Here is a 12038-nt window from a genome sequence, read left to right as displayed (position 1 = left end):
TGAAAAGCGTAGTCGATGGAAAACAGGTTAATATTCCTGTACTTCTGGTTATTGCGATGGAGGGACGGAGAAGGCTAGGCCAGCTTGGCGTTGGTTGTCCAAGTTTAAGGTGGTAGGCTGGAATCTTAGGTAAATCCGGGATTCTAAGGCCGAGAGCTGATGACGAGTTACCCTTTGGGTGACGAAGTGGTTGATGCCATGCTTCCAAGAAAAGCTTCTAAGCTTCAGATAACCAGGAACCGTACCCCAAACCGACACAGGTGGTTGGGTAGAGAATACCAAGGCGCTTGAGAGAACTCGGGTGAAGGAACTAGGCAAAATGGCACCGTAACTTCGGGAGAAGGTGCGCCGGTGAGGGTGAAGCATTTACTGCGTAAGCCCACGCCGGTCGAAGATACCAGGCCGCTGCGACTGTTTATTAAAAACACAGCACTCTGCAAACACGAAAGTGGACGTATAGGGTGTGACGCCTGCCCGGTGCCGGAAGGTTAATTGATGGGGTTAGCTAACGCGAAGCTCTTGATCGAAGCCCCGGTAAACGGCGGCCGTAACTATAACGGTCCTAAGGTAGCGAAATTCCTTGTCGGGTAAGTTCCGACCTGCACGAATGGCGTAACGATGGCGGCGCTGTCTCCACCCGAGACTCAGTGAAATTGAAATCGCTGTGAAGATGCAGTGTATCCGCGGCTAGACGGAAAGACCCCGTGAACCTTTACTATAGCTTTGCACTGGACTTTGAATTTGCTTGTGTAGGATAGGTGGGAGGCTTTGAAGCGTGGACGCCAGTTCGCGTGGAGCCATCCTTGAAATACCACCCTGGCAACTTTGAGGTTCTAACTCAGGTCCGTTATCCGGATCGAGGACAGTGTATGGTGGGTAGTTTGACTGGGGCGGTCTCCTCCTAAAGAGTAACGGAGGAGTACGAAGGTGCGCTCAGACCGGTCGGAAATCGGTCGTAGAGTATAAAGGCAAAAGCGCGCTTGACTGCGAGACAGACACGTCGAGCAGGTACGAAAGTAGGTCTTAGTGATCCGGTGGTTCTGTATGGAAGGGCCATCGCTCAACGGATAAAAGGTACTCCGGGGATAACAGGCTGATACCGCCCAAGAGTTCATATCGACGGCGGTGTTTGGCACCTCGATGTCGGCTCATCACATCCTGGGGCTGAAGCCGGTCCCAAGGGTATGGCTGTTCGCCATTTAAAGTGGTACGCGAGCTGGGTTTAGAACGTCGTGAGACAGTTCGGTCCCTATCTGCCGTGGACGTTTGAGATTTGAGAGGGGCTGCTCCTAGTACGAGAGGACCGGAGTGGACGAACCTCTGGTGTTCCGGTTGTCACGCCAGTGGCATTGCCGGGTAGCTATGTTCGGAATAGATAACCGCTGAAAGCATCTAAGCGGGAAACTAGCCTCAAGATGAGATCTCACTGGAACCTTGAGTTCCCTGAAGGGCCGTCGAAGACTACGACGTTGATAGGTTGGGTGTGTAAGCGCTGTGAGGCGTTGAGCTAACCAATACTAATTGCCCGTGAGGCTTGACCATATAACACCCAAGCAATTTGCGAACTCGAAAGAGACCAGATTGCGGTGTGTGAAGACGAAACGAACCGAAAGTTCGACGCTCACAAAACACCGATTTCTATCACCTGCCCAATTTGCTGAAGCGCGGCCATCTGGCCACGATTCGGTACCCGAATTTCTTGACGACCATAGAGCATTGGAACCACCTGATCCCATCCCGAACTCAGCAGTGAAACGATGCATCGCCGATGGTAGTGTGGGGTTTCCCCATGTGAGAGTAGGTCATCGTCAAGATTAAATTCCGAAACCCCTATCTGCGTATGCAGGTAGGGGTTTTGTTTTGCCCGCAGAAAAGTGGCGTGACGAAAATTCCCGTTTCCACGCCACCAACGATCTCGATTTTTTGCCGAGCAAAACCGCGAATGCACGTCTGATGCTTCAAGAGAACGCTACCACTGGCCGATAACCATGGGATCACAGCGATCTTCAATTTTTGCAGCTTCCAATCGTTACGGCTGCCAAAGAGAAATCGCTTGATAGCCTATGGCTACTAGCTATCATCTGCGCGCTGAAAGGGGCGGTGAAGCTGATCTGGTTCATGTATCTGCCTTTCGGTTCTTCCTCTTAAATTGCCTGGAAATCTTCGATGTTGTCGTATCACCAAAAGAGTTTTCTGATCGTCGATGATTTTTCGGACTTCCGCAGTTCCGTCAGGTCAATGCTGCGGGAGTTGGGCGTCAAGGATGTGGATACAGCCGACACCGGCGAGCAGGCATTGAAGATGTGCTCGCAGAAATCCTACGATTTCATCCTGCAGGATTTCCATCTGGGCGATGGTAAAAAGAACGGTCAGCAGGTGCTCGAAGACCTGATGATTGAGAAGCTGATCAGCCATGAAAGTGTATTTGTCATGGTGACCGCAGAAACCAGTCAGGCCATGGTGCTCAGCGCGCTGGAGCACGAACCCGATGCTTATCTGACCAAGCCTTTCAACCGTTCCGGCCTGGCCCAACGCCTTGAGCGCCTGGAGCAGCGCAAGACCCTGCTCAAGCCAATTCTGCAGGCCCTCGACCGGGGAAAACCGGTTGAGGTGCTTAACGCCTGCATTGCCCTGTGCAAGCAAGATATCCGCTATTCGCCTTTGTGCCTGCGTTACCGCGCAGATGCGCTGCGCGACTTGAATCAGAACGAAGCCCTCGAGCGTCTTTACGACAGCATCATTGCCGATCGGCCATTGCCTTGGGCATTTGCGGGCTTGGGTAAGTTGCTGTTCAAGCGTGGCCAGGTGGCTCAGGCCAAAGGCGTCTACGAAAAGGCGCTGAAAGTCTTTCCAATGATGCCGGCCCTCTACGACGGCATGGCGGACGTGCTGGTCGCGGAGGGGGATACCAAATCAGCTCAACGAGTATTGGAAGAAGCGATTCGCCTGTCACCCTTGGCAGTGCGTCGCCAGGCACAGTTGGGCAAATTGGCGATGACCAACGAAGATTTTGACACGGCGTCCAAAGCCTACCGCCAGGCTGTTAACCAAGGCGCTCAATCACGTTTCAAGGATGCTGAAAGTAACCTTGGACTGGCCCACGCCTTGATCAGCAAAGGCAGTGAAAAAGGCCTGGATACCCGGACCCGGCTGGAAATCAATACAACGCTGAGCGCGGTGGCCAAGGAGAATCCGTCCGACCCCGGCCTGCAGATCCGTGCACGGTTGATGAAGGCCACCAGTCTGTTGCTCAACGATGCCGAGACCGCGGAAAAGCTCACTGAGCAAGCGTTGATGCGTCTCGATGGCATGGAGCAGTTCATGAGTGCGGAGGCTGCGTTATTGGTGGCCAAGCAATTGCAGATGCTCGGTCAGGCAGAGGCCGGCACGTCGATGTTGAAAAACTGTGTGGAAATCTACGGTGACGATCCGGCGGTCATGAAGGACATCGCCAAACTCACGGATGACCCGACTATCCTCAATTCCGGTAACGCCGCCGCTGATCTCAACCGACAAGGTGTTCGCGTGTACAAGACCGGTAACCTGGTGGAAGCCCGGGAAGTGTTCCGCAAAGCCCTGGTGCTGCAACCGAAGAACATCAGTATCGCGTTGAACTTGGCACAGGCCCTGCTGCATGGCACCGATACCAGCGTGCCGTCGGCCGAACTCGAAGAATGTCGGAGCTGCCTGAAAATGGTCGGTTTGATGCCTGATACCGACACGCGTTATCCGCGTTATCAGAAGCTTAAAAGCAAGGCGTTTGGCGAATGAACGACAAACAACAGTCCCTGGATTTTTCTACGGTAATCGCTTCGACCGTACACGACATGAAGAACTCGTTGGCCATGTTGATGCAGGCGCACAGCCAATGGTTGGCGAACCTGCCCGACCCGGCGCGGCATACTCCGGAGCAGGGCGTGATCGAGTTCGAGTTCGCCCACCTCAACGGAATGCTCGTGCAGTTACTGGGTTTGTATAAGCTCGGTGTGAATCAGATGCCCTTGCAACCGGCCTACCACGAACTGGATGACTTCATTGAGGCGCAGTTGGCCTGTCATCAGGACGTATTTGCCAGCCGCGGTATTGCAGCGACCTTCGAGGTCGATCCCTTGAGCCCTCTGGGTTTTTTCGATCGAGAGCTGATCGCCTCGGTTCTCGCCAACAGCATCAACAATGCCATTCGTTATGCCCGGCATGCGGTGTTGATCAGCGTCAGCGACGAAGCCGGACAACTGGTCCTGACCATCAATGACGACGGTGAAGGCTACCCGGTCGAGATGATCGAGCGTCAGGCGGACTACGTGCAGGGCATCAATCACAGCAGCGGCAGCACTGGCCTGGGGCTGTACTTTGCCGGAAGGATTGCGGCGTTGCATCAACGCAATGGCGTCGGTGGCCGTACCGAAATCAGCAACGGCGGCCCGCTGGGTGGGGGCGTCTTCAGTCTCTATCTGCCTTGAACTTCTCCCCTGGGCTTGAAGCTTTTTGTTTGACGCTGCTTGATATTCCGAACACGCGGAGCCTATTTTGTACAGGTTGCCGTTCGCGGCTCGCACAATAACAAGGATTGCGTCATGACAACCGATGGCCTGAGTTCACTCGCTCAGCGATTGACGGGCATTGATGAGATTGAATGTGTCACGCCGGATTTGAATGGCGTGCCACGGGGTAAAGTGATGACCTGCGAGGGTTTCCTCGAGGGACGGCGTTTGCAGATGGCACGGGGGGTGCTGCTGCAATGCATCATGGGTGGATATCCGCCAGCGCGTTTTTACGGCAGCGATGACGGCGACCTTGCACTGGTTGCAGATCCTGCGCAAATCCATCGCTTGCCCTGGAGCGAGCAACCGCGAGCGTTCGCCATTTGCGATGCGGACGAACTGAATGGCGAAAGCTCCAATCTCTCGACCCGCGGACACCTCAAGGCTGTTATCAAGCGATACAAGGCCCTTGGCTTGTCGCCGGTGGTTGCAACCGAGCTGGAGTTTTTTGTCTTCGCGCGCAACACCGACCCGACTCAGCCTTTTCAACCACCTGTAGGCCTGGACGGTCGACGCGAAGATGGCCATTCGGCATTCAGTGTCAGTTCCAATAACGGCTTGCGGCCGTTTTTCACTGAAGTCTATAAGTGCATGGCCGCTTTGGGCTTGCCTCGCGATACCTTCATGCACGAGATGGGCATCAGCCAGTTCGAGATCAACCTGCTGCATGGCGATCCATTGCTACTGGCCGACCAGACGTTCCTGTTCAAGCATTTGTTAAAGGAGGTCGCACTCAAGCACGACCTCACCGTGGTCTGCATGGCCAAGCCCTTGGCACATACGCCGGGCAGTTCGATGCATATTCACCAGAGCATCGTCGAGGCCGGCACGGGACGTAATGTGTTCAGTGATGAGGCGGGTCAGCCGACCGCGACCTTCCGTCATTTCATCGCGGGTCAGCAGGCCTGCATGCTGGACTTCACCGCCCTGTTTGCGCCGAATGTGAATTCGTATCAGCGCTTGTGCCATCCCTACGCATCACCGAATAATGCCTGCTGGTCCCATGACAACCGGGCGGCGGGGTTGCGCATTCCGGCCAGTTCGCCGGTCGCTCGGCGGGTCGAGAACCGCTTGCCGGGCGCCGATGCCAACCCGTATCTGGCGATTGCCGCCAGCCTGGCTGCCGGGTTATATGGCATTGAGCACAAACTGGAGCCGAGCGAGCCGATCCAGGGTGAATTTCAGGTACCGGACAATCTTTCATTGCCGTGTACCTTGCATGCAGCACTTGAGCGTCTGAAACGTAGCCAATTAGCAAAGGAACTGTTCGGCAAGGAATTCATCGAAGGCTACATCGCTTCGAAGACCATGGAGCTGACCAGCTTCCTTGATGAAATTACCCCCTGGGAACGGCGTGTACTAGCAGCCCAGGCCTGACGCACCGTCTATATCGGGCTATCGTTTCGGTAGTCTGATTCTCACTGCAAGGAGCCGCTCGGAACGCCGATGCGCCAAATCTGGAAACCCTTTCGAGCGCTTTATTTCGCCTCGCTGATGATGTTGATCGGCTCAGGCTTGCTGAGTACTTACCTGGGCTTGCGCCTGGCGGCCGACCATGTCGACAGTCTGTGGGTCGGTGCGTTAATGGCGGCCAACTATTTCGGCCTGGTGTTGGGCGGCAAGATTGGCCACCGCTTGATTGCCCGTGTCGGGCATATTCGCGCCTATTCGGCGTGTGCCGGGATCGTCGGTGCAGCGGTGCTTGGGCACGGTTTGGTGGATTGGCTGCCGGCCTGGATATTTCTGCGGGTCATCGTCGGCCTGGGCATGATGTGCCAGTACATGGTCATCGAGAGCTGGCTTAACGAGCAGGCCGAAGCCTCACAGCGCGGTACGGTTTTCAGTGGTTATATGATCGCCTCGTACCTGGGGCTGGTGTTGGGGCAACTGATTCTGGTCATGCACCCGGGCCTGGGTCTGGAACTGTTGATGCTGGTCGCCTTGTGCTTTGCCTTGTGTCTGGTGCCAGTGGCCCTGACCCGACGGATTCACCCGGCGCCGCTACACCCGGCACCCATGGAGCCCAGATTCTTCATCAAACGCGTGCCTCAGTCGCTGAGCACGGTACTGGGCGCGGGGTTGATCATCGGTTCGTTCTACGGTCTGGCGCCGCTGTATGCCTCGCAGCAGGGGTTGTCCACCGAGCAGGTCGGTCTGTTCATGGGTAGCTGCATTTTCGCCGGCCTGGTGGTGCAGTGGCCGTTGGGCTGGCTGTCCGACCGTTATGACCGGGCGCTGTTGATCCGCTGTTTTGCTTTCGTTCTGGCACTGGCTGCTTTGCCATTGGCGATACTCAAGCAGGTCCCGCTGGAGGTGCTGTTCATTGCCGGCTTCCTCTGCTCACTGGTGAAGTTCTGCTTGTATCCGCTGGCAGTCGCATTCTCCAATGACCATGTCGAAGCCGATCGCCGGGTGTCGCTCACGGCAATGTTGTTGGTCACCTATGGCGTGGGTGCCAGTATCGGGCCGCTGGCGGCGGGTGTGCTGATGAAGCTGTTCGGCAGCCAGATGCTCTATGCCTTCTTCAGTTTCTTCGCCTTGGTACTCGTGTGGCGAATTCGCCCGAAAGCAGTGACCAATCTGCATCAGGTGGACGATGCGCCACTGCATCACGTCGCCATGCCGGACAGTATGTCGAGTTCGCCACTGGTGGCTTGCCTTGATCCGCGGGTCGATGAGCAAGTGGTGCAGGATCAGATGCAGAATCCGCCTTCTGAACCGACTTCCGAGCCGCAGCCGCAAACCGATGCACCTCCAGAGGAACCGGATTCGGGAAGGGAGCAAAGTTTCACCGAGGCCAGGCCATAACACTCAGGCATAAAAAACGGGCAGTCACCGCAAAGGGGCTGCCCGTTTTTGTTGGCGCGTTATATCAGAAGTCGTCTTTGTCGAAGCGCCGTGCTTCGCGTTGCAGCTGATAGACGAACCGCTCGACCTGCCGCTGCACCAGGCCGCTCATGTTATGGAAGCGTACACCGGCGAAGGTGGTGGAGATTCTTTCTTCGAAGTGCAGGTAGCGCAGTTCGACCGGCGCGGTCATCTTGCCGAAGGGCAGGGCAGCCATGAAACGATCATAGACCTGGCCCAGCTGCAGGTTGCCGGTGATGTCGCCGGCGAAGCGCAATTTGCAACCGGTGGCCGAGATGTCCAGTAACTTGCCGCTGATCGGTGCCTTGAGTTTCTCGCCATCCAGGTCGACGTCGACCAGTTGCGCCAGCTTCAGCGCTGCACGGAACGCATTGCGGCGCTGGTGATAGACCACTTCGTCGGGCAGCGTGCCACGGTAGCAACGACTGCCACCGGATTCGTCGATGGATAACGGGCCATTGCTTTCCCAGGCAATGCGCACACCCTCATGGAAGCCTTCGACCTTGAACGGCTCGCCAGCCAGCAGGTAGCGCTCGCCATCGCGGGGAATCATTTCGTCCAGAGCGATCATGTTGCGATCACGGTCGACGTCCACCAGATAGCTCTGGAAGCGCTGGCTGCGCTCATGGAACGTGATGATCAGCGGGTCATGGCTTTCTTGCAGCTGGCGAAGGTTGCCGGAGATTTCCAGGGGCGTGCTGAGCACCTTGGGTGGCTGCGGAGCATCGTCCGCATTTAAGGCATTGGACACGGTTAATCAATCTCCAGACAAATTTTGACTACGGCTGGCCAGCATTTTGCCAGCATGTTTCGCGTCTTGATAGAGCGTGCTCATCGACAGGCTCAAGCCTGACTGAGCGTGCGCGGTTTCACAAGCTTGGAAAATGATCCGCTGGCGTCATACAGCGCTGGAGGTTCACCGCCGGTAAGGATCTTCAGCTGATTGGCCGTGGCGGCCTGCTGCACCAGTATCGACTGGCCGTTGTTGACATTGATGGCTTGGCATTGGGCCAACAGGTCGGTCAGCACATCGCTTTGCGCCAGCAGCGCCGGGCCGACGCTCGACTGGCTGGCCAGTTGCTCCAGACCGCTACGATTGGTGGGCAGGTTGAGGCTGGCGAGGATTTCGCTGCGCTTGCGGCCATGCTGCTCAAGCAAAATGATCAAGGCCTGCTTTTGCGCCAGGATCTCCTCAAGCAGGTACATGTCGCGACCATGCAAGGCGAGGGATTCAGTACGCAGTAATTCCAGCAGTTGTTGCGCTGGAGCAAAATCGTCGGTGATCAGTTGCAGCAAATTGGTGTCGTGCATGGCTGGCCTTGGGTTTTAAGCGTCCAAAAGCCTGGCGCGGGCCGTGGCCTAGCGCTGGGCTTCGAAGTTGAGCAGTTTGCTGGCTACACGGTTGCTGTCGACTTTATAGCTGCCATCGGCAATCGCTGCTTTCAACTCGGCCACACGGGCTTTGTCGACGGCAGGCTGATCGCGCAGCGTATCAGTGACCTTCTGCAACTGTTGAGCCTCATTGCTGAGATGTACCGATTCCCCGACTGTAGCCGTACCGGCCTGCTCGGCCTGGGTATTCAGCGGCGCGGATTTGCCGGTATCGGCAGTGTCCTTGGCAGCGCTGGTACGAGTACTGCCCGTCAGTGACGAGGAGCTGTTCAAACGGCTGAAATCGATGACCATGATAAAAAACCTCTGGGAATTTGGACGCTTGCCATGTTTTCGGCCATTCCCCGTAAAACTTTAGGCCCAATTATCAATAGAGCTCGCGCGCGCCAGCGCTTGCCCTGCATGGAGCACAGTTTAGGGAACAGCCATGGCCAGCGCCACATCTTCACGAACAAAGAGCCCAGCATGGCCGCTTACATTGAAACCTCCACCTGGCCCGGCGCGGTGACCTGCGCCTTGATAACGCGTTGGGAGTTGAGGTTTTTCACCCGGATCTGTTCGCTCATACCGCCGTTGGACAGTGCTTCGCCAGGCATGCGCACGCTGAGCGTGCCACTGCGGGCGGTAATGACCACTTGATCACCCTTGCGAATGACTTCCGCCTGTTCGAGGTGCACCAGTGTGATGACCTGGTCGGCGACCATTGGTCGGGTAAGCCGTTGCCCGACTGCCTGGTCCATGGAGGTCAGGTAACCCTGGTTGATCGCGCTGATGTCCCGCTCGCGCAAAATGACATCTCCAGGCTCGACAATGCCGGCGCGCCGCAAGGGGCGGGTGGTGGTCACGACATCGCGAAACAGGCGGACTTGAGCAGGTACGAAGACTGTCCAAGGGGAAGCGCCCTCGCAACGCACCTTGACCGTGACCCGCCCCAACGGCTTGGCCGGACTCTCCAGCGAGGCTGTCAATTCCTTGTCGCACATCGGCATGCGTAGGCGCGGGTCGAGTTGGTTGACCTGAATTTCGTAACGACCTTCCGTTTGACTGGTGGCCAGATAGTCTTCTACGGTGAATTCAAGAAAGCCCTGAGTGACGCCGATAAGCATGTCAGGCAAGGTAACCGCGTCAGCAAGGGCAGGGCTGCCAGCGTTGAACAGGCAAACAGCCGCTAACACGCCGAGCAATTTGCGGCAGGGTGTGGTCAGGCGTCGAAAAAATGTCGGTTCTGTGTTCATAACGATTAAAAAAGCAAGCGCCGTGCCGTTTAGTGATGAAGGTGCGTCGCAACAACACTTGGCGTTGGTGTAGGAGTCTGGGCATGGCTGGTGTAATGGATTCGGTGAACCAGCGCACGCAACTGGTGGGGCAGAATCGCCTTGAGCTGTTGTTGTTCCGTCTCGACGGCCAACAGCTGTACGGGATCAACGTATTCAAGGTTCGGGAGGTGTTGCAATGCCCCAAACTGACGCTGATGCCCAAGTCCAGTCCTGTCGTGTGCGGCGTGGCGAACATTCGGGGGGCGACCATTCCGATCCTTGATCTGGCAATGGCGACCGGCTCCGGTGCTTTGAAGGACAAGAACAATCCCTTCGTGATCATTACGGAGTACAACACCAAGACCCAAGGGTTCCTGGTGCGCTCGGTGGAGCGCATCGTCAACATGAACTGGGAGGAGATTCATCCGCCACCCAAGGGGACCGGTCGCGATCACTACCTGACGGCGGTGACGCGGGTCGACAATCAGTTGGTCGAAATCATCGACGTCGAGAAGGTGCTGGCGGAAGTGGCGCCGACACCGGAAGCGATTTCCGTCGGCGTGGTGGATGTCGAAACACAGCACAAGGCGCTTTCGTTGCGCGTGCTGACGGTCGACGATTCGTCGGTGGCGCGCAAGCAGGTCACGCGTTGTCTGCAAACAGTCGGTGTCGAAGTGGTGGCGTTGAACGATGGCCGGCAAGCGCTGGATTACCTGCGCAAACTGGTCGACGAGGGCAAGAAGCCGGAAGAAGAGTTCCTGATGATGATCTCCGACATCGAGATGCCGGAGATGGACGGGTACACCCTGACGGCGGAGATCCGCAACGACCCTCGCATGCAAAAGCTTCATATCATCCTGCATACTTCGTTGTCGGGCGTGTTCAATCAGGCGATGGTCAAGAAAGTCGGTGCCGATGACTTCCTGGCCAAATTCCGTCCTGATGACCTGGCATCCCGGGTAGTCGACCGGATCAAAGCAGCAGATATCAGCTAGGGGCGTCGGGCCCCTGGCAGTCAACACGATTTAAGAGGCGGCAGCATTGTCTACGGGTAATTTGGATTTCGAACAGTTCCGGGTATTCCTGGAAAAAGCCTGTGGCATTTTGCTCGGTGAAAACAAGCAGTATCTGGTCTCGAGCCGTCTCAACAAACTGATGGAGCAGCAAGGCATCAAGTCCCTGGGTGAGTTGGTTCAACGCATCCAGACCCAACCGCGCAGCGGGTTGCGCGAGATGGTGGTGGACGCGATGACGACCAACGAAACCCTGTGGTTTCGTGACACCTATCCATTTGAAGTCTTGAAGAACAAGGTGCTGCCTGAAGCAATCAAGGCCAGTCCCGGTCAGCGGCTGCGAATCTGGTCGGCGGCGTGTTCGTCAGGTCAGGAGCCGTACTCGCTGTCGATGTCCATCGACGAGTTCGAGCGCAGCAATGTCGGGCAATTGAAGATGGGTGCGCAGATTGTGGCCACCGATCTGTCCGGCACCATGCTGACCAACTGCAAGACCGGCGAATACGACAGCCTGGCCATCGGTCGCGGTCTGTCGCCCGAGCGGCTGCAGCGCTATTTCGACCCCAAGGGGCCGGGGCGCTGGGCCATCAAGGCGCCGATCAAGAGCCGGGTGGAATTCCGTTCGTTCAACCTGCTGGACAGTTACGCGAGCCTCGGCAAGTTCGATATCGTGTTCTGCCGCAACGTGCTGATCTACTTCTCTGCTGAAGTGAAGAAGGACATCCTGTTGCGCATTCACAGCACGTTGAAGCCGGGCGGTTATCTGTTCCTCGGTGCTTCCGAAGCGCTGAACGGGTTGCCGGATCATTACCAGATGGTCCAGTGCAGTCCGGGGATCATTTACCAGGCGAAGTGATGGATTGGCGGTATCGAAAAGCGGGAGTCCTCAGGGACTCCCGTTTTTTTATGTCTGTTGATATTCCCTGTGGGAGCGGGTGTTCTTGAAAAGGTAGCCAAGCGGCAGAAAA

The 12038-nt window shown here is 56.6% G+C and carries 10 protein-coding genes and 2 rRNA genes (1 of these 12 cut by a window edge); 8 read left to right on the top strand and 4 right to left on the bottom strand.

Features of this window, described 5'->3' with window-relative positions:
• From LAB08_RS23585 to LAB08_RS23560, 6 genes are all read left to right on the top strand, one after another.
• Window positions 1–1542: ribosomal RNA gene (locus LAB08_RS23585) — 23S ribosomal RNA — on the top strand (it extends 1350 nt beyond the left edge of the window).
• A 156-nt stretch (window positions 1543–1698) separates the two neighbouring features.
• Window positions 1699–1814, top strand: a 5S ribosomal RNA gene (gene rrf / locus LAB08_RS23580).
• A gap of 352 nt (window positions 1815–2166) precedes the next feature.
• Window positions 2167–3771, top strand: a complete 1605-nt coding sequence (locus LAB08_RS23575; RefSeq protein WP_096509456.1) for a tetratricopeptide repeat-containing response regulator — start codon at window positions 2167–2169, stop codon at window positions 3769–3771.
• Window positions 3768–4460, top strand: coding sequence for a sensor histidine kinase (locus LAB08_RS23570; protein WP_096509457.1), 693 nt, complete (start codon window positions 3768–3770; stop codon window positions 4458–4460). Before LAB08_RS23575 ends, LAB08_RS23570 begins: the two co-directional genes overlap by 4 nt.
• Before the next feature lie 216 nt (window positions 4461–4676).
• A complete protein-coding gene (locus LAB08_RS23565; RefSeq protein WP_172901658.1) occupies window positions 4677–5918 on the top strand; it encodes a glutamine synthetase family protein in 1242 nt (413 codons plus the stop codon).
• Between the two features lie 69 nt (window positions 5919–5987).
• Complete coding sequence (locus LAB08_RS23560; RefSeq protein WP_096509459.1) at window positions 5988–7349, top strand: MFS transporter; 1362 nt, start codon at window positions 5988–5990, stop codon at window positions 7347–7349.
• A 64-nt stretch (window positions 7350–7413) separates the two neighbouring features.
• Here LAB08_RS23560 and LAB08_RS23555 read toward each other — a convergent pair whose 3' ends face one another.
• The 4 genes from LAB08_RS23555 to flgA all read right to left on the bottom strand — a co-directional run bounded on the left by LAB08_RS23555 (window position 7414) and on the right by flgA (window position 10036).
• Window positions 7414–8160 (bottom strand): flagellar brake protein, encoded by a 747-nt coding sequence (locus LAB08_RS23555; RefSeq protein ID WP_096509460.1) that lies wholly within the window; start codon window positions 8158–8160, stop codon window positions 7414–7416.
• A 92-nt stretch (window positions 8161–8252) separates the two neighbouring features.
• Window positions 8253–8720 (bottom strand): flagella synthesis protein FlgN, encoded by a 468-nt coding sequence (locus LAB08_RS23550; protein WP_096509461.1) that lies wholly within the window; start codon window positions 8718–8720, stop codon window positions 8253–8255.
• A 48-nt stretch (window positions 8721–8768) separates the two neighbouring features.
• On the bottom strand, window positions 8769–9095 hold the full coding sequence (flgM, locus tag LAB08_RS23545; protein ID WP_096509462.1) for a flagellar biosynthesis anti-sigma factor FlgM: 327 nt from the start codon (window positions 9093–9095) through the stop codon (window positions 8769–8771).
• Window positions 9096–9274: 179 nt separating this feature from the next.
• Complete coding sequence (flgA, locus tag LAB08_RS23540; protein ID WP_096509463.1) at window positions 9275–10036, bottom strand: flagellar basal body P-ring formation chaperone FlgA; 762 nt, start codon at window positions 10034–10036, stop codon at window positions 9275–9277.
• A gap of 83 nt (window positions 10037–10119) precedes the next feature.
• On the opposite strand from flgA, the gene LAB08_RS23535 reads away from it, so the two are divergent.
• Window positions 10120–11052, top strand: a complete 933-nt coding sequence (locus LAB08_RS23535; protein WP_007980130.1) for a chemotaxis protein CheV — start codon at window positions 10120–10122, stop codon at window positions 11050–11052.
• A gap of 46 nt (window positions 11053–11098) precedes the next feature.
• A complete protein-coding gene (gene cheR, locus LAB08_RS23530; protein WP_096509464.1) occupies window positions 11099–11926 on the top strand; it encodes a protein-glutamate O-methyltransferase CheR in 828 nt (275 codons plus the stop codon).
• Window positions 11927–12038 lie beyond the last annotated feature (112 nt).

Origin of the sequence: Pseudomonas izuensis (genome assembly GCF_002356535.2) — a bacterium.
Lineage (GTDB): Bacteria > Pseudomonadota > Gammaproteobacteria > Pseudomonadales > Pseudomonadaceae > Aquipseudomonas > Aquipseudomonas izuensis.
Note: the sequence above shows the minus strand (reverse complement) of the source record. Positions and strands in the feature narration are given on the sequence as shown.